General features: G+C 41.8%; 18 protein-coding genes. 10 read left to right on the top strand and 8 right to left on the bottom strand.

The window, feature by feature from the left end:
* Positions 1-226: 226 nt before the first annotated feature.
* Positions 227-595, bottom strand: a complete 369-nt coding sequence (locus PAARA_RS03710) for a hypothetical protein (protein WP_062567727.1) — start codon at positions 593-595, stop codon at positions 227-229.
* Between the two features lie 137 nt (positions 596-732).
* Positions 733-1,227: a hypothetical protein gene (locus PAARA_RS03715; protein ID WP_062567728.1), complete on the bottom strand. Its 495-nt coding sequence runs from the start codon at positions 1,225-1,227 to the stop codon at positions 733-735.
* Positions 1,228-1,571: 344 nt separating this feature from the next.
* On the opposite strand from PAARA_RS03715, the gene PAARA_RS03720 reads away from it, so the two are divergent.
* On the top strand, positions 1,572-2,051 hold the full coding sequence (locus tag PAARA_RS03720) for a hypothetical protein (RefSeq protein WP_062567729.1): 480 nt from the start codon (positions 1,572-1,574) through the stop codon (positions 2,049-2,051).
* 3 nt (positions 2,052-2,054) lie between these two features.
* Here PAARA_RS03720 and PAARA_RS03725 read toward each other — a convergent pair whose 3' ends face one another.
* Complete coding sequence (locus PAARA_RS03725; protein ID WP_062567730.1) at positions 2,055-3,260, bottom strand: anhydro-N-acetylmuramic acid kinase; 1,206 nt, start codon at positions 3,258-3,260, stop codon at positions 2,055-2,057.
* A 260-nt stretch (positions 3,261-3,520) separates the two neighbouring features.
* On the opposite strand from PAARA_RS03725, the gene PAARA_RS03730 reads away from it, so the two are divergent.
* The 3 genes from PAARA_RS03730 to PAARA_RS03740 all read left to right on the top strand — a co-directional run bounded on the left by PAARA_RS03730 (position 3,521) and on the right by PAARA_RS03740 (position 6,988).
* Positions 3,521-6,256, top strand: a complete 2,736-nt coding sequence (locus PAARA_RS03730; protein ID WP_062567731.1) for a TonB-dependent receptor domain-containing protein — start codon at positions 3,521-3,523, stop codon at positions 6,254-6,256.
* Positions 6,257-6,391: 135 nt separating this feature from the next.
* A complete protein-coding gene (locus PAARA_RS03735) occupies positions 6,392-6,736 on the top strand; it encodes a VOC family protein (protein ID WP_062567732.1) in 345 nt (114 codons plus the stop codon).
* Between the two features lie 18 nt (positions 6,737-6,754).
* A complete protein-coding gene (locus PAARA_RS03740) occupies positions 6,755-6,988 on the top strand; it encodes a helix-hairpin-helix domain-containing protein (RefSeq protein WP_062567733.1) in 234 nt (77 codons plus the stop codon).
* On the opposite strand, the gene PAARA_RS03745 is transcribed toward PAARA_RS03740, so the two are convergent.
* Positions 6,985-7,827: an SMP-30/gluconolactonase/LRE family protein gene (locus PAARA_RS03745; RefSeq protein ID WP_157066161.1), complete on the bottom strand. Its 843-nt coding sequence runs from the start codon at positions 7,825-7,827 to the stop codon at positions 6,985-6,987. The two genes, PAARA_RS03740 and PAARA_RS03745, sit on opposite strands and share 4 nt — an antisense overlap.
* Before the next feature lie 10 nt (positions 7,828-7,837).
* Entirely contained in the window at positions 7,838-8,257 is a 420-nt protein-coding gene (locus PAARA_RS03750; RefSeq protein WP_062567735.1) for a hypothetical protein, read from the bottom strand.
* A gap of 186 nt (positions 8,258-8,443) precedes the next feature.
* Between PAARA_RS03750 and PAARA_RS03755 the strand changes: the two genes are divergently transcribed.
* Both PAARA_RS03755 and PAARA_RS03760 read left to right on the top strand, forming a co-directional pair.
* A complete protein-coding gene (locus PAARA_RS03755) occupies positions 8,444-9,475 on the top strand; it encodes an NADP-dependent oxidoreductase (RefSeq protein ID WP_062567736.1) in 1,032 nt (343 codons plus the stop codon).
* Positions 9,476-9,533: 58 nt separating this feature from the next.
* Positions 9,534-10,151 (top strand): glutathione S-transferase family protein, encoded by a 618-nt coding sequence (locus PAARA_RS03760; protein WP_062567737.1) that lies wholly within the window; start codon positions 9,534-9,536, stop codon positions 10,149-10,151.
* Between the two features lie 86 nt (positions 10,152-10,237).
* On the opposite strand, the gene PAARA_RS03765 is transcribed toward PAARA_RS03760, so the two are convergent.
* Together PAARA_RS03765 and PAARA_RS03770 are read right to left on the bottom strand one after the other, a co-directional pair.
* On the bottom strand, positions 10,238-10,906 hold the full coding sequence (locus tag PAARA_RS03765) for a response regulator (RefSeq protein ID WP_062567738.1): 669 nt from the start codon (positions 10,904-10,906) through the stop codon (positions 10,238-10,240).
* On the bottom strand, positions 10,899-12,200 hold the full coding sequence (locus PAARA_RS03770) for a DUF4118 domain-containing protein (RefSeq protein WP_245219880.1): 1,302 nt from the start codon (positions 12,198-12,200) through the stop codon (positions 10,899-10,901). Before PAARA_RS03770 ends, PAARA_RS03765 begins: the two co-directional genes overlap by 8 nt.
* Before the next feature lie 180 nt (positions 12,201-12,380).
* Here PAARA_RS03770 and PAARA_RS03775 point away from each other — a divergent pair, with 180 nt between their 5' ends.
* Positions 12,381-13,040, top strand: coding sequence for a potassium channel family protein (locus PAARA_RS03775; protein ID WP_054553462.1), 660 nt, complete (start codon positions 12,381-12,383; stop codon positions 13,038-13,040).
* The gene (locus PAARA_RS03780; protein ID WP_062567740.1) at positions 13,037-14,404 is read left to right on the top strand and encodes a TrkH family potassium uptake protein; all 1,368 of its coding nucleotides are present in this window, start codon (positions 13,037-13,039) and stop codon (positions 14,402-14,404) included. The genes PAARA_RS03775 and PAARA_RS03780 overlap by 4 nt, the downstream gene beginning before the upstream one ends.
* Positions 14,405-14,455: 51 nt before the next feature.
* On the opposite strand, the gene PAARA_RS03785 is transcribed toward PAARA_RS03780, so the two are convergent.
* Complete coding sequence (locus tag PAARA_RS03785; RefSeq protein WP_062567741.1) at positions 14,456-16,390, bottom strand: RecQ family ATP-dependent DNA helicase; 1,935 nt, start codon at positions 16,388-16,390, stop codon at positions 14,456-14,458.
* 259 nt (positions 16,391-16,649) lie between these two features.
* On the opposite strand from PAARA_RS03785, the gene PAARA_RS03790 reads away from it, so the two are divergent.
* Positions 16,650-17,954, top strand: a complete 1,305-nt coding sequence (locus PAARA_RS03790) for an NAD(P)/FAD-dependent oxidoreductase (RefSeq protein ID WP_062568156.1) — start codon at positions 16,650-16,652, stop codon at positions 17,952-17,954.
* Between the two features lie 88 nt (positions 17,955-18,042).
* Complete coding sequence (locus PAARA_RS03795) at positions 18,043-18,609, top strand: manganese efflux pump MntP (RefSeq protein WP_062568157.1); 567 nt, start codon at positions 18,043-18,045, stop codon at positions 18,607-18,609.
* Positions 18,610-18,656 lie beyond the last annotated feature (47 nt).

The raw sequence follows: 18,656 nt of genomic DNA on the forward strand, positions 1-18,656 counted from the left end.
ATGCGCTCGCTATTAAGGTCTACTTAATAGCTGAAACAGATGATTGTTCTAGATCATTTCGAGACAGAAACACTTTGAGTCTTATAGTTGTATAAGGTGAACTTCGCATAAAACTTTGATAGGTTAACGACTTAATAATGGGCGCACATATACTTGATTACAATTAGCGACGAAGGGGCTCAAGCCAAGCGTTTGTGTCATTTAGTAATTTTCAGTTTTCAACGGATTAAGACTGACAATTGACTACTGCATCAAACTCATCCTGAACATATGATCTTAAACTTTCTCTTGTCCAAGTCTTAGTTTTTGAGCCTTGCTCAGTTTTATCAATATCAGCCATAAAATATAAGCCTGCTGTTGGAGTATGCATGGCTACTCTAACACCATCACCTAACTTTCTAGAAGTAATGATGGCATTACCAAATAGATTAGAATAGTTTTCCCACTTTTCTGCTATGCACTTTGCAACTACCGTAGGTTCATTGAAAGAAGAGTTAACCGTATCTGGTACAGTTTTGGATAGTTCGTCAGGGGTAGGCATACTAGAGCAACCTGTTAATAATAAGGTTAAAATTAGTATTTTTTTTACTTCCATTTAAAATAATTCCTTAAGGTAAATACGTTGGATATATGATGAAAACTAACGCTTATCTAACTGGCACGAAAAATAGGCTAAATTTAGCAACCTATGAGTGCAAGTCTGCCGTGTTGAATCCTTTGGTTTGGGTCTTGTTATGTGCTGGACAACTCTTCAACTAAGTTTATAAAAACTAAATCGTCGTCTGTGAATGATGTAAATTTCCCTGCGTTTTTAGAAAAACAACCCTGACTAACATGCTCCAGCGAGTAGGTTATTAGTTTTAACAAACAATCGTGAGCAGTTTCGCAGTTTAAGTGAAACATTCCCATAAGATCCATAGTAAACCCAAGGGAAACTATGCCACCAACTTTATAATAAGCTTCTAGAGTAATATCAGCGAGTTCATCTATCTCTTTTACTGAAATTACAGGTTCATCGATATTTCCACACCAACGAACTTCACAATAATAGCCATTAACAGGGTTGCTCTTTATGTTTTCGAAAGTTTCATCCACAAACTCTTTAGTTGGCTCTTTACCAAAATGGCAAGCAAGTGCTCCTACTAGAAAAGGAATAGTCACACCGTACTCACCTTTCCCCATGTCTTTCCATTGCTTAATAATATGAAACCAGAAAGGTTTATTCATTCTACTTCCTAAATAATTTGTACAATAAGCTATGATAACCACGATGGCACATAAGAACTTTATAGTGCGTGTGTTGAGCACCTTTCTGCCGATGCCACAATCATGTATTTGGTAAATATACTTTTAACAAATAACGTAATACATTTCCAAATATAAATATTCTATTGTTACAAAAGATACCTTCTATTCCAACCTTGTCAGAAACCATTCCAGTTTTGGAACAGAAAGTACAAAGTTGAACAGACACTAAAATAAATAATACGCTTTATGACAATAGTCATAATTTTGTCATTTAACTGATCAATAATTGACGCTAATTTAATCACCCACGTAATGAAGAAGTAATGGACAGTGCCTTGGTGCAACTTTCGTTTGCACTCCCCTCTAGTGACGATCCTATGTGTGCTGCACTTGCACATACTGTAGAATATGAACAATTGCATTTTATTGCCGATGAGCAAAACCGTGTCGTTTTTTGCTGCGTGCTACCAGATGATGCTCATCAGGGCGATGTAATCTCTATCAGTGCAACACGCCCTGATGCGCGAGAGTCTGCCTATTTTACTGCCCATACACTTACACAAAACGATTTAGAGCAGCACGTTATTATGCTCACACTAAATAATGTGGCGCATAACGGCGAGTTTGTATTGCAACTCATGCTACATGGCAAGCATGCCACTTTAAAAGACAGTGCGCAGTTTGATGTGAGCCTTGCTGCTAGCAGCTGTACAGCTGAAAACTTAACTAAGCAGCAAGATAAAGCGCAAAGCTTACGCCATTACATTAGTAGTATTGGCGCTAGCTTCTTGGCTTTTTTTTAGGGCCTAATCAGCAAAGCTAATTTTCCCCATGGTAATATCGGGGATCCCTTGCTCGGTATTACCAAATCGCTGTTGCCCACCCGACAAACATTCATTTGCTAAAATAGCAAATAACACCGCCTCTTTGGCATCAGGGTTTATACCTAATTCATCTGTGTTTTTGATAGCTGAAAGTTGTGGGCAGTTGTCTAAAATAACTTTCATTAATAATGGGTTATGCACCCCACCACCACTTGCATACACTGCAACTCGACTAAGGCCGTCACTACATTGAGTTATTGCTTTGGCAATCATTAACCCAGAAAAATGCACCAGTGTTGCCATAACATCAAAGTGAGACAAGTGCTCGGTGTTGCTACGTGCTTGGGCCGCTGCTAAATAGCCTAAATTAAACACTTCGGGGCCTGTGGTTTTTGGAAAAGCAAGGCCGAAGAATGCATTATCACAGAGCGCATTTAATAAAGATTCACTCACCTTTCCTTGGCTTGCGATTGCCGCATCTTTATCATAATGCAGCGGCGCAAAATGGCGCTGAATATATGCATCCATAATAGTATTGCCAGGGCCTATATCTGAGCTAAAAACAGCACGCGCATCGGCTGATTTAGGTAAGTAGGTCAAGTTTGCAATACCGCCCATATTAAGCAATATGCGGTTTTCGCTGGTGCTTGTGAAATACAAATAGTCACCATACACCGCAAGGGGGGCACCTTCACCTCCTGCTGCAATGTGTTTTTGTCTAAAATCACCAATAGTGGTGATTCCTGCAGCAACAGCAAGGTGATCACTATCGCCAATTTGTAATGTTGCATTGCCATATTCTGGGCGCTTATGCTGACTTTTTGGGCAGTGGTAAATCGTTTGTCCATGGCTTGCTATGACATCGACAAGCTCTTTCGCTACATTCCACTTGGCTAGGGTTTTTGCAACCATGTCACCATGTAATTGACCAATCCATGGGTTTAGTAGAGTCACCTCTTCAAGATCACACTCTCGCTTTGCAAACACCCGTTTAACTCGTGACTTATAATCATCGTCGTAGTCAACTGTGGCGAATTTTATAACGTCAACATGGGTATTCATACCCTGTCCTGATACCTCACATAACGCGATATCAAGGCCGTCTAGTGAGGTTCCACTCATCAGACCAACAATTAATTTTTTTTCTTTTTTGGCGCTTAAGTACAGTTTTTCAATATGTTGATGCATAAATAAATCACTTAAAATCAGCTTTTTATATGAAAATAAACAAGCTTGGATGTTGGAATAGTTTATATTTTAAAATAATAGATTCAAAGAATAATTATTGCAAAGATTTTTAAATTGCTTTAAAACTGTACGAGTGAACTCCCCAAAAGGAGAACACGGAACGCATCATAACAAAAAGTATGACTCATTAAATTAACTAAATGGTCTAGGTAATAAGCCAACCAGCGTTGATTTAAATGATAAAACGCTAGGGAATCAACATGAAAGCAAAGACAACATCCACAACGCGCTCGCTTTTACTGCTCTCGCCACTTGCGATCGCAGTAAGTTCAATTATCGGCGTAGCCCATGCTGAAGAAGCAGAACAAGTAAAAAAGCCAGAAGTAATCACTGTAACAGGGTCGCGTATCCAACGTGCAGAGCTTGCCTCTAGCAGCCCTGTCGTCAGTGTTGACGAAGCGCAAATCCATCTCGACCGCGCAGTAAACGTAGAAGATATCACAGCAAAGCTGCCGCAAGCTGCGGCGGGTGCAAACAGCACGGGTGCAACAGTTGGTGACTCATTTGGCTCATCAACTATTGATTTACGCGGCCTAGGTCAAAACCGAACATTGGTACTTATTGACGGTACTCGCGCCGTACCATTTAGTTTTCGTAACTCGGTTGACGTAAATACCATTCCTGCCGGATTAATTAAACGCGTTGATGTATTAACTGGCGGAGCTGCGGCCGTTTACGGTGCCGATGCAGTGGCTGGTGTTGTCAACTTCGTTTTAGATGATGATTTTACTGGTGCGGAGTTTTCAACCAGCTATGAAAGTGCTGATGGCGGTAACGAAAAACTAAATTTCGAGGCGATTTTTGGTGGCGATATTGCTGATGGCCGTGGCCACATTACCGGTTATTTAGGTTACACAGAGCGTAAGGAGTTATTAGCGGGTGAACGTGATTATGCACTTGAAAACTCGACACCTTTAATTAATAGCGGTGGTTACTACACTGACGTAGCTTCTGGCAATAGCCTTGCAATTACCGATACAGGTGCTGTAACAAATGAACGCCAAACCTCTGATTTTACTCCTCACCGCTACTTAACACAGCCAATGGATCGTTTCTCTGCTGGGTTACTATTTGATGTTGACGTAAGCGACAGTGCAATCGCTTATGGTCGAGCTATGTACTCAAAAGTAACCGTTAATGGTGCGGGAGCGAGTGGTCAAACACCTATTTTTGTTAATGAGCAAGTGACTCTTTCACAAGACAATGCTTATATCCCTGATGAGCTACGTGACCAACTAACATTTGACAGTGAAGGCAATGCCCTTGTTAATGTTGAACGTAATTTAGGTTTGGGTGTTCAACACACCAAAGCAGTGCGTGACTCAATGCAATTTCAATTGGGTTTAAAAGGCGATATTACCGACTACTTACGCTACGATGTTTACGGTCAATACGGTAAAACCGATGAAGTGGCGACTATTTACAATAACGCTTATCGTAATGATAATAATGGCAACAGCCGCTTTGCTGCATTGGCAAACTCCGTGGATATTTTTGATCCGAACCATGATTTTAGTGACTTTAGCGATCCCTTGCTTTATACCACCCGCGACCGTACACAAAGTGTGATATCAGCAACCTTATCGGGTGATTCTGGGTTCCTATTTGAGTTACCAGCCGGTGCTATTGATTTTGCAATTGGTTATGAATACCGTAAAGAAACTGGTAAACAAACACCAGGCGATGCTTTTAGAAACGGCACCAGCTTTGCTTCAATCAGCGCGTTCGATATGGATGCAAGCTTTAGTTCTGAAGAGTTCTATGCCGAAATTTTAGTGCCAATTTTAGTTGACCAACCTTTTGCTGAAGAGCTTAGCTTTGAAGGTGCGTACCGTATTTCTGATTATTCAAACACAGAAGCAGAAGACACCTACAAACTAGGTATCAACTGGGCAATTAATAGTGATATTCGTATTCGCGCAAACCGCTTAACAGCATTTAGAGCACCTAACTTAGGTGAATTTGCCAGCCCAATCACAGCACTTTCATTATCGTTATTCGATCAAAACAGTGACCAATTTGTACCTCGTCTCGCTGGGCGCTATAACGGCGATCCTTGCTTATTAGGCACAGGTGATGCAACACAATGTGCTGCCTTTGGCGCACCTGCTGTTGGTACACAGTTCGATTCAAGCACCGCTGAGTATACCTACGGTGGCAACCCGAATATCAAACCAGAACAAGCAGAGTCAGATACACTCGGCGTTGTATACACGCCAAGTTATATAGACGGTTTTGATTTGTCCGTTGATTATTACAGTATCCGTGTCACCGATGCTGTAAGCCAAATTCAACCTGGCGCAGCACTACAAAGCTGTTATATTGACGATCCGAATCCGAACAATCCATTGTGTGGTGCGGTACTTCGCGATCCGAATACAGGCTTTATTAGTACAGCGATCGTGAACGACTTTAACCTAGCCGCGATTGAACAAGAAGGTATCGACGTTGCGGCCAACTACGTGATTGATGCGCCAGAGCAAATGGGTGGTCGTTTCAGGTTCTCGTATCAAGGTAACTTTGTTACAAAACAAACTCGCCAAAACAACAGTACAGTGCCAGAAATTGACTGTAAAGGCACTTACGGCAGCGCATGTTCTGGTGACTTTGCGAGTATTTTGCAAGCAGATTACAAACACCGTGCAAGCATTGATTGGCAGTTAGACGATATGAACTTCCAACTTGGCTGGCGCAGAATCGGCGAAGTTGAGTACGCTGTTGACCGCTCAGAAACCATTTCAGCGCAGAACTACTTAGATTTTGCTGCGGCTTGGCAAGTTAATGAGGAACTTGCGGTTAACTTTGGTGTCGATAACTTATTAGACCGTGAACCGCCAACACCTGAGGTAGGCGCAAACCACTTTAACACCGTGAGTGATTATAGTGTGATTGGCCGCTCGGTGGGTGTATCACTGAGATATGCTCCAAGCTTCTAATTAATCCTACTGTTTTAGCTACACAGGATTGATCCCCACAAGCGCCCCCTGCCCGGTGCGCTTTTTTATTGTCGTTAATTTAGATTGCAAAACTAAGTGCATGTGGCAAAGTACTTAAATTAGGAAAGGAAAATTATGCAAGTTGATGACATCCGTGCTTTTGTACCAAGTAAAAACTACCAACAATCTCAAGCTTTCTACAAGGCATTTGGCTTTGAGTTAACCACAGTTTCAGACACACTTTGTCTATGTGAAAGTGGGGAATGCGGTTTTTTCTTACAAGACTTTTATCAACCTCAATTAGCAAACAACCTGATGTTGCAGTTGAGTGTATTAGATATTGATGAAGTGTATTCACAACTACGTAGACTAAATGACTTTAACGTGAAGTACAGCGACATAACGCAAAAGCCTTGGGGAAAAGAGTTCAGTCTTTGGGGTCCTGCAGGCGAGTTATGGCAAATCATTGAATTTATTTAATAAACAAGGAACGAAAAAATGCCATTTAACGATCAAGAACGAGATGCTTTATTAGCACTAAAAGGCGTTGGGCCAACGGTTGTAAAACGGTTTGAAGAAATTGGTATTGAATCGTTTGAGGAGTTAGCTGGGTTTGATGCAAGCACAATTGCGAAGCGAGTCGCGTCGATGCTGCATTCAACGTGTTGGCAAAATAGCCCGCAAGCGAAAGCGGCAATAACAGCCGCCATTACGCGAGCAAAGCAAGGCTAAAGTTCTATCACTTCGATAGCGCCACGTTTTTGCATAGTCACATACATTTTAGTTTGTGACTCATTAAATGTTAGATTAGTTGGGTGTTGGCCTTTTAGTTTATAAGTTTTTAACACCTTGCCTTTAGGTGATACTTTAAGCACTTTGCCCGCGCCATAACGAGTAATGAAAATTTGACCTTCACTGTTTACTCGCATGCCATCAAGGCCATGGTCGTCAAAGCGTATCAGCTCTTGTTTGTTACTGATGTTTAGCTCATCGTCAAGATCATATTGCCAAACCACACGCTGCACACTTTCATTTACGTAAAGTTTAGTATTGTCACCGTTCACAGCCACGCCATTGGTTGTGCCCATATTTTTTTCAAGAAGCTCAGTGCTGCCATCGGTATTAATGCGCCACAACTGGCCTGTACTCTTTGACCAGTTCGGATCACTTGCAAACAATGCCCCACTTTTAGTGATACTAATGTCATTTGGCTGATTCATTTTAGCGTTATGTGCAAACACTTCGACTTGATGAGTATTAGCAGGTACTTTTAAAATATTGTGGTTAACATAATCAGCAATATAGAGGTTACCTTGTTCATCAAATTGCAAGCCATTACCAACGCTGTCATTTGGTAAACGCACAAACAATGATGACTTACCCATGTTATCAACACGTCCAATAGTACCCTGCTCAGCATAATTCACTGCGTATAAGGTATCGTTGTACATGGTTGGCCCTTCGACACCTTGAGTGAACACGTTATCTTTCACAAAGTCCTGGCTATCAATTGCCAATGCAAGCGGCGTGCATAAAAAGCTAGTCACAGCAATAAGTGTGTGAAGTCTCATAATCGTCCTTTTAATTATCTAAACTGGTGTATACAGCTAAAATTGGATATTCATTTTCACCAAAAGACAGCGTTAACGAACGTTTTTCTCCGTTATCAAGCTTAACACCGCCACTGAAAGAGGATGGGTGAATTCTTGAGCCATCAGCAAACAAAGCCATAATATGATCAGCTTGTAAAATACGCGAGCCTGACGCTTTATTCTCAATGGTGACAACCGCTAAACGCCTGCCACTTTCACTGCTCATCAACACGCTATGAACAATGCTGAATTCACTTTCTTTTGGGTATCGCCTTGCATCATTTTCAAACGCAAATGCACTTCCTGCTGGCAAAGTAGGATCAACCGACAAAGTCCCTGAATTCGCTTGTGCATTGGTTGCAGTAAGCCCCATAACAAGCGCCATTATTATTAAAGAAATACCTTTCATATCAATCCTTTTTGATCAGCTGAATATTTTTTCAGCATACACCGTAATAATACGTGGTGCAAAATGGATTGTTGCTTAACTGCAATTAACATTCCCTACTTGGTAACAATTTAATCATTGATTTCTATTGGCGTGCCCGCACCTCTTTATTACACAGAATTAAAAGCTAAGTCATAGGAGCTAAGCATGTCTGATCTTCAAAACCGTCAATATATTCTCGAGTCACGCCCGAATGGCCCTGCAACGAAAAGTAACGTTGCGTTAAAGACAAACTCAGTATCATCACCTAAAGAGGGTGAAGTATTGTTAAGAACGATTTATTTATCTCTTGACCCTTATATGCGAGGCCGCATGAGCGATGCGGAGTCTTATGCAGATCCTGTTGCAATTGGCGATGTAATGGTTGGTGCAACCATCTGTCAGGTTGAGCAATCAGCGCATCCCGATTATAAAGTCGGTGAATGGGTATTGGCTTACACAGGCTGGCAAGAATATGCGATTAGTAATACTGAAGGGCTAATGAAACTAGGTGAAAACCCAGACAACCCTTCTTACGCGCTCGGAATTTTAGGCATGCCAGGGTTTACTGCCTATATGGGATTACTGGATATTGGTGAGCCAAAAGCGGGCGAAACGGTCGTTGTGGCGGCAGCAACGGGGCCAGTTGGTGCAACTGTAGGTCAAATCGCCAAAATTAAAGGCTGTAAGGTTGTCGGTGTAGCAGGCGGTAAGGAAAAATGCCAACACGCTGTAGAACACTTAGGCTTTGACGCATGTATTGATCATAAAGCTGACGACTTCGATGAGCAACTAAAAGCCGCTTGTGACCAAGGCATTGATGTTTATTATGAAAATGTCGGTGGTCATGTTCTTGATGCGGTGCTGCCTTTACTCAATACAAAAGCGCGTGTGCCCTTGTGTGGTTTAGTATCACAGTACAATGCAACTGAATTACCACCTGGGCCTGATCGTTTATCAATGCTGATGGGCTTGATTTTAAGAAAGCGTATTAAGGTACAAGGCTTTATTATTTTTGATGATTACGGGGATCGCTATGACGAGTTTGCAAAAGATATGCAGCAATGGCTAAAAGAAGGGAAAATTAAATACAAAGAGCACCTAGAAGCTGATTTTGAAAATACACTTGATGCCTTTAACGCTATGTTAAACGGTGAAAACTTCGGTAAAACGGTTGTTCAAGTACAAAAGCCACTGTAATACTGATCCATTCAAATTATGTGGGCGTAGTGGAATCACGCCCACAAAAGGATAACTTATGATTAAACTTCATCACTTAAATAAATCGCGTTCAAAGCGTATTATTTGGCTTTTAGAAGAGCTAGGCATTGACTACGACCTTGTTGCTTATCAGCGCAACCCCGAAACGTTTTTAGCCCCTGATGAGCTAAAAGAAATTCACCCACTAGGTAAGGCCCCTGTAATTGAAGATAATGGCAAAGTTATTACCGAATCGGGTGCCATTACCGATTATTTAATAACAACGTATGGTAAAGGCAAATACATGCCAGAACCACAATCTGATAGCTACGTTAGTTACCAGCAATGGCTTCACTTTGCCGAAAGTTCTGCAATGGTGCCTTTTTTATTAAAGCTCTTTATTACAAAAGATGGTTGTAAAACCAACTTTATAGATGACTATGCTGATAATGAAATTGGTAAAATACTGAGCTATGTGAATCAACAACTAAAAGGTAAACAGTACTTAGTTGATGATACACTGACTGGGGCTGACTTTATGATGTCATTTGTTATTGAAAAGGTCGCTGAAGCTGGCATGTTGTCATACTTTACTGAAATAGAGCGCTATTTTGAGCAACTTAAAACGCATGAAAGCTATCATACTGCTAATGAGTTGGAAGAAAAGTACGGATAAAATAGGTAAAGGCACGTTATAGTGCCTTTAAAAATACAGCTGGTGATATCGCTATGTCACGGATTGAACCCAAAAAGACTTAAGCTTTAATCAACCAACCGATAACCCACCGCGGGCTCAGTTAAGATATGCTTTGGGCTCGCTGCATTTTGCTCGAGCTTTTGCCGTAATTGACCAATGTGTACACGTACATATTCAGGACGATTAATATACTGCTCACCCCACACCTCAGATAAAATAGCGTTATGTGTTAGCACCTTGTCTTTTTGCTGAAATAACAACAACAATATAGCGTACTCTTTTTTAGTTAGTTTAACTTCTTCAGCGCCTTTACGGACCACGTGCTTATGTGGGTCGATGTGAATATCGCCGCATTGCAGAGTTAGGCTTGGTGTTGTTTGTGCGCGCAATAGCACCCGAATACGCGCTAATAATTCGTTTGCACTGAATGGTTTGGTCAGATAATCGTTAGCGCCATTATCAAGCGCGGTGACTTTTTCTGTTTCGCCATCGCGTGCAGAAAGTACTAATACAGGGAGCAGACTCCACTGCCTAAACTCCACCAGCCAATCTTGCCCATCCATATCAAGTAAACCTAAATCAAGTAGCACTAAATCAAACTGTTGTTGGCTTAAAAGTGCAAATGCATCAAGCCCTTTAGCGCACACACTGACTTCATGATTGCTGGCTTTTAGCAGTGTTTTTAAAAAACTTTGCAGAGGCGCAGAGTCCTCTAAAACCAAAATATTAGCCACGGCTGTTACTCCAAGTTAATATAGCTGTCGCCTGCTTTGTTTGCTCATTGAGAGTTAATTCAAAGCGCCCTTGATGACACTTAGCAACCACATCACAGATCACACTCCCTAAGCCGACTCCTTCATCTTGACTCGCCTCATGCTTATTAGCAAAAGGATTGGTTAACACAATTCGGTACTCACTATCTGTTTCAATAAATTGCATGCTTGCTGTGCCATTACCATAGCGCGCTGCGTTCTCGAGCATATTGGCAAAGGCAATTTCAAGTAAGGTTTCATCACCAAAGCAGAGACTGTTTGGCTGAGCCTCAATGTTCAATTTAAAGCATTGTAATTGCTGCTGGCGACGTGATTTTGCTTCGCTAACAAGAGTCAAAATAGGCAGCTTTTGCCAGTTGATATTCTCAGCTAATTTATTAACTTTACTGAGCTCCATGACTTTATCAAAGTGCTGATTAAGAATTTTACTTTGCTCATAAATATTAGCTGCTTGCTCTTTGATAACCTCTGAGCTTAGTTGAATATCATCATCAGCCAACATGCTCGATGCGCCCATTATAGTTGCTAATGGCGTACGCAAGTCATGGGATAAACTACGCAATAAGGTGTTTTTTGACCTTTCTAGCTCCGCCTGTACTTTGATCGCCGCGGATTGCTCACGCAATAAGGTTTTTTCTTGAACCTGATATAGTAAAGAGCATGCTGTATTCGCCAAAGCAAGTTGCTCAGCATTAAGCGCTTTAGCAAATGCAATACCGCCAAATTCAACTTGTTGTTCGTTTAAATAAATAAACTGCCCAGAGCCTGTTAGCTGCCAGTCACACGCAACCTTTAAGTGCGCAGCCATGGTCGTTAAAAACAGCTGCTTTTGCTCCTCAAGGCTATCGAGATCATTGAGCTTTTTAGCTAGTTCATACAACAAACGACTATTACTTGCATGGGCTTGCACATCGCGAACCTTGGTATTGAGCTCACCGGCTAGGTGGCTTATTACTAAACCCACAATCAGCATCACCAAAAAGGTAACCACATATTCAATATTTTCGATATGAAAAGTAAAATACGGCACCACATAAAACCAGTCAGTGCAGGCAACACTCACTAAGGTGGTAAGCGCAGCCACACGACGATTACTTCGCACCGCAACCCAGGTCACCCACAGCAGCTGTAACATCACAATATCAGTGGTTGTAAACAGTTCTCGAAACGGAAAAATCGTGAGTACCACCACAAGTGGCATCAACACACTTAAAAATGCGGCTTTTAAATACTGTATTTTGAATACTGACTGCATGATCTTTTCACTTATTGTTTGTCCCTATTAGATTAAAGGGTTTTCAATTTTGTCACTATAAAGTTTTTATAAAGTTTTTTTATCTCGGCATAAAATCTTTATAAAGCTTCTGCCATTTCTAAAGACTTCTTCTTTTTTGTCATTAGCATTAAGTGTGAACCCACAATAGCGAGAAAAACAATGGCTCAGTTTGCAGTAATCGGATTAGGACGTTTTGGCGTAACCGCCTGTTTAGAACTTTCAAAACAAGGGCACACGGTATGTGCCGCAGATATTAGTGAAAGCACAGTTAACCACTATGCCGACCAGCTCAGTTTTACTGTGGTGGTTGATGCCAGCGATGAAACACAATTAGCGCGGCTCGATTTACCCAGTTGCCAAGCGGTATTAGTCGCCATAGGCGAGAATATTGAAGCCAGTATTTTATGTGTATTGCACTTAAAAAACTTAGGCGTAAAACAAATTTGGGTAAAAGCATGTACCAAAAGCCATCATCAAATTCTGAGTAAACTGGGTGTTGACCGCATTATTCACCCTGAAGAGGAAATGGGCGTAAGAGTTGCACAAGCGCTTAACTACCCAATGGTTAATCAATATTTCCCGCTTAACCAGTCCACCTTTATTGTTGAGCTGGGCATTGATCTACAGCTTTCAGGTCGCAAAATTGGCTGGCTACTCAAAGAGCGTAATAGCGATATTAAACCGCTCACACTGCGACGTGATGATTATTTCAATACTGAGCTGACTAATGACACCGAGCTGCGCCACGGCGATAGTCTGGTGCTACTTGGCTCTAAAACTTATTTAACTAAACTAGCAAAACGGTTTCGTGCATTATGATTAACTGGCAAGCCAACGTTTATCCTAAACAATTTAGCGGTGTAAAGTGTCGCAAGCGGCAAAAAATTAACCCGCCATTAGTGCTCACTATCGGCTTTATTGTACTAATCATGCTGGGTACGAGTTTACTCATGCTCCCTGTCGCCAGCACCCAACCGATTAGCTGGCTTGACGCACTATTTACAGCAACCTCTGCGGTTACAGTTACAGGGCTGGTGGTAATAGATACGGGTACTGCACTGACAGTATTTGGACAAAGCATAGTGATGCTGCTGATTCAAATTGGCGGTATTGGCTTTATGACAGTGGCAGTGATTTCAATATTAAGTTTAGGAAAAACCCTCGGTTTACAACAGCGCTTATTGGCCAGTCGCGCTTTTGACACTAACGATTTAACCTCGGTGATCAAGGTCGCTAAATACGTTTTAGTCTATTCATTAATTATTGAATCCGTGGCGTTTTTCTTATTATTTATCAGTTGGTTTGATGATTATGGCTTAGTAAAAAGTGCTTACCACAGTTTGTTTTATACGATTTCTGCGTTTAATAATGCTGGCTTTGCCTTAAGTGGCGATAGCTTATCTGCGTTCAAAGGGGATGTGACCGTAAACTTAGTAATCACAGGCTTATTTATTATCGGTGGTTTAGGGTTTACAGTACTAATTGATATTTACAAACAAAAACGTTGGTCATCACTATCAACCAATACACGCCTAGTATTAATTGCGACTTTAGTGATCAATAGTACCGCATTTTTACTCATCTTTTTATTTGAACACGCAAACCCCGCGACATTAGCGCCGCTATCAACGTTAGAGCAAATACTGACCGCATGGTTTCAAGCAGTGACACCTCGTACCGCAGGGTTTAATACTTTACCGATTGATGCCTTAAGCCAAGATTCTACGCTACTAACCATGCTGCTTATGGTGATTGGCGGTGGCTCAGTTAGTACGGCTAGTGGTATAAAACTAGGAACCTTTGTGATCTTAATTTTAGCGATGCGCAGTTATTTAAAACAGCAAACAACAGTCACGGTTTTTAACCGCCAGTTGAGCGACAAACTCGTGATCAAGGCATTAAGTGTCATGATACTGTACTTATTTATCGCCTTTATTAGCATTATGGTTATTACCAAGCTTGAACAAGGCTCGTTACTGGATATCACCTTTGAGGCGATTTCAGCACTCAGTACTGTTGGCCTTTCGCGGGGTATTACGGGTGATTTAAGCGCACCTAGTCAGCTCATTATCATACTGCTGATGTTGATAGGTCGAGTTGGCCCACTCACGTTTGCATATTGTTTTGCAAGACAAAGTAGCCAACCTTTGACCTACCCTACTACCAGTATTCAAATTGGCTAAGTTTACAGTTATGACACTTTTTAGTGTCATAACTGAATACCTAAAACCCTGCTACAACTGCTGTAGCAAGGCTTTAATGTCACTGTATCGTTGCTGTTCGCAAAGGCCAAAGCCTGATAGCTGCCTAACTTTATTACGAGTAAATAAAGGTACACTCATGCCCGCTAAAAAGCGGCACTGTGTGTCAACGCTGACATCACTAAACCCTTTATTTGCTAGGTGCTGTTTAAGCTCAGCAACTTTACTGGCAATCACAGTTTGCTCAGGCATTTGATGCACTAATGAATAACTAAGTTTTACCTGCTGGCCTCTACACACTGAGCAATGGCCACATTGCTGGGGGGCATGTTGGTCATCAAAATAGCGGGCTAAGTTGTAACTTAAGCAGCTATCTAACTCAAAAAAGCGCACTAAAGTGGCGATACGCTTAATTTCGGCCTGTTCTTTTTCGATAAAGTATTGATGAAGTTGCTGTGCTAAATCAGCATGGTTAATAACCGCATTATTCACTTCATACACTTGCGTAATACGTTTAGTTTCAAGAGCGATATGACCCTTTTCGGCCAAATAATCAAGCGCGGCAACCACACGTTTTCTGTCAACTTGAGTGGCACGGGTTAGCGCATCAAAATTTAATGTGCCCCAAATTTTCTTAAACTCAGTGTGTTTAAATACCTGTTGTAAAAACGCTTGGCGATCAGCATCAAACTGGCTAAGCAGCGCATTTTGATCCGTTAAAAACTTATATTTAAAGTCAGCGTAATAGGCATATAAAGGTGTAATAGCCCCTTGCATTTCTAACTGCACCAGTAAGGTTTTTAACGCTAAAGCACGAATATTACTGTCGCTCGAAAGGCTGTACTCTTGCATTTCCCACTGGTTGTTCGTTTGCTCGTTACGAATGTTATTAATGACATACTCAATCCCACTTTGCTCTGGCGTGTCGGCATAAACAAAGTTCTCAACGGTATTTAAGCCATCTAAGTTTGCTAGGGTAAAACAGTTTGATGGCGCACCATCTCGCCCTGCGCGGCCAATCTCTTGGCTATAATTCTCAATCGATTTTGGCAAATCATAGTGGATCACAAAACGAATATCAGACTTATCAACACCCATCCCAAAAGCAATGGTTGCCACGACAACATTGATTTTACCCGCCATAAAATCATCTTGAATTTGCCAGCGTTTATCATCCTCAAGGCCTGCATGATAAGCCACCGCATTAAATCCCGCTCCCCTCAAGCCTTCGGCTACTTGCTCGGCGGTATGCTGTAAGGTGACATAAACAATCCCAGCCCCTTGTTGGCTGGCTATAATACTTGCTAACTGCTGAGGTTTTTCTTGGCTTGCAACACTGAGCACTGATAAATCGAGGTTGCTTCGGTAAAAGCCAGTTTGCACTACACATTCAAGGGCAATGGCAAAGCGCTCGCACATATCGCGCTTTACTTTTTTGGTAGCGGTAGCGGTGAGTAGCAATACCAGCGGAATATTAAGCTCTTCACGATAGCGCGGCAGCTTTAAGTAGTCTGGCCTAAAGTTGTGACCCCATTCAGATATACAGTGCGCTTCATCAACCACCAGCATTGAAATAGGCACTTGTTTAATAAATTCACGAAAGCGCTCATTCTTAAAGCGCTCCACTGAGACCATTAAAATTTTCACCTTCCCTGCGCGCACATCACTCATTACCGTATGGCTTTGCTCAGTGGTTTGGCTTGAATCTAGGCTTGCCGCATAGATGCCTTTACTGTTTAAAAAGCTAATTTGATCTTTCATCAGTGCCAATAATGGCGACACTACTAAGGTCAAATTAGGTAAATGCATCGCTGTTAATTGATAACACAACGACTTTCCCGAGCCAGTTGGGAAGATAGACAACGATGATTGCTGGTTTAATAACTGCTCAATGGTTTGTTGTTGACCTAAGCGAAATTCATTAAAGCCAAAGTACTGATTTAGCGATGCATGTAGTGACGTAGTCATCCTGATCCCTTCGTTCATTTCCTTTATTCTGAAATGATAGGTGTTTAAAAAACTAATGCACCATACTATCGCGTTTCCTGTTATCGCCCAAGCATGTAAATAGGATAAAAAGCGCCACATTGTTCTTAACTTTTGCTGACAAAACAAGCAAAAAGGCGCACAATAGAGCCGTTGCCGTGGGGTATTGATGGATGGATTTGCAATACCTAAGCGCTTTTTATCAAGAGTGTTTAGGTATTATACTTTTGAGGGCAACGTAATGATTAACCAACCTCCTAAAATCGTGATTATCGGTGGTGGCGCTGGTGGCTTAGAGCTAGCAACACAATTAGGACACAAACTCGGGAAAAAACGCCAAGCAGAGATACTTTTAATCGATAAAAACCGCAGCCATATTTGGAAGCCGTTACTTCATGAAGTAGCGACGGGGTCGATTGATGCCGATTTAGACGGCGTTGTATACTCAGCTCATGCAGCAAAACACCATTATAATTTTCAACTCGGCAGCTTTTGCCACTTAGATCAAAGCAATAAAACCATTACCCTAAGCGAGTTAAAAGACGAGCTTGGCCATCGCATTTTACCTGAGCGCCAAGTCAGCTATGACTACCTCGTACTTGCCATAGGCAGTGTCAGCAACGACTTCAACACGCCTGGAGTCAACAAGCACTGTTTTTACCTTGACTCAAACCAACAAGCTGAACGCTTTCAGCACGCTCTACTCGATAACTTCACCCGTTTACATCAAGATGACGACCAACAGCATTCGTTAACTATTGCCATAGTGGGTGGTGGTGCAACGGGGGTTGAACTGTCGGCAGAGCTTTATCATGTGTCAGACATGCTAAAAATGTATGGCCTTAATAAAATGACCGCCAAACGCTTACACATTGATTTAATTGAAGCGGGGCCGCGAATTTTGCCCGCTTTACCCGAGCGCATTGCAAACTCAGCTAAACGCGAGCTAGTTAAATTAGGGGTGACAGTACGCGAAGGCACCCAAGTAAAAGAAGCCACAGAAAACAGCTTTATCACCAAAAACGATGAACATATCAACGCCGATATTATGGTTTGGGCTGCGGGTGTGAAAGCCCCTGATTTCATTAAAGACATTGGTATCTTTGAACTTACTCGCAATAACCAAATTAAGGTGAACCAATATCTACAAAGTAGTGTTAACGACAACATTTTTGTGATTGGTGATTGCTGTGCATTTACTCAAGAAGATGGCACACAAGTGCCACCAAGAGCACAATCAGCTCATCAAATGGCACAATGTGTTGAAAAAAACCTCATTGCCACACTTAAAAACCAGCCACTGAGTGCCTTTACCTACAGTGACCATGGTTCTTTAGTCAACTTGTCACGCTACAGCACGGTCGGTAGCTTAATGGGTAACTTAACCAGTAATAGCTTTTTCATTGAAGGAAAAATTGCGCGCTTTATGTATATTTCGCTCTACCGTATGCATCAACGTGCAATTCACGGCAGCGCTAAAACCTTTGCACTGTGGATCAGTGAAAAAGTTCTGCGGGTGGTAAGGCCGAAGATGAAGCTTCACTAAACCAAATAGGCACTATTGAGCCGTAAAATTAACCTGTCGGTTTACGGCTCATAAGCGTATAATGCGCTCTTTTTGTGGGGCGCAAAAATTGAATATTATTACTCTGAGCGTTTTATCGCTTGCAATGTCTACCGATGCTTTTGCGGCTTCTATCACCAAAGGCAGTACACTTAAAAACCCGCGTATTCTCAGTGCAATCAAGCTTGGTTTATTGTTTGGCTGTATTGAAGCTATAGCGCCGATTATTGGTTGGCTTATCGGTAGTGCCGGTGCTGACTACGTGGAAGCCTTTGATCATTGGATTGCGTTTGTACTACTCGTTGGTCTTGGCGTTCACATGTTGCTTGAAAGCCGTAAAAAGGATGACGAAGAGGAACTAGCCCCCAATACCAAGCGCTCTTTTATTGCAACATTACTCACGGCTGTTGGTACCAGCATAGACGCGATGACAGTTGGTATTAGCCTTGCTTTCATGAAAGTAAACATTTACTTAGCGGCAGCAATGATAGGTCTTGCGACGACCACCATGGTGACAATTGGCTCACTACTTGGCAATGTAATGAGTGGCTGGGTTGGCAAAAAAGCCGAAGCCATTGGCGGTATAGCACTTATCTTAATTGGTTGTGGCATTCTTTACAGCCATACTCACGCTTAATTAAATCGCTCTTTAAAATAAGCTTTGGGCATAAGTTTTAAATCCTC

Origin of the sequence: Pseudoalteromonas arabiensis (assembly GCF_001550155.1) — a bacterium.
In the GTDB taxonomy this organism is placed as follows: Bacteria; Pseudomonadota; Gammaproteobacteria; order Enterobacterales; family Alteromonadaceae; genus Pseudoalteromonas; species Pseudoalteromonas arabiensis.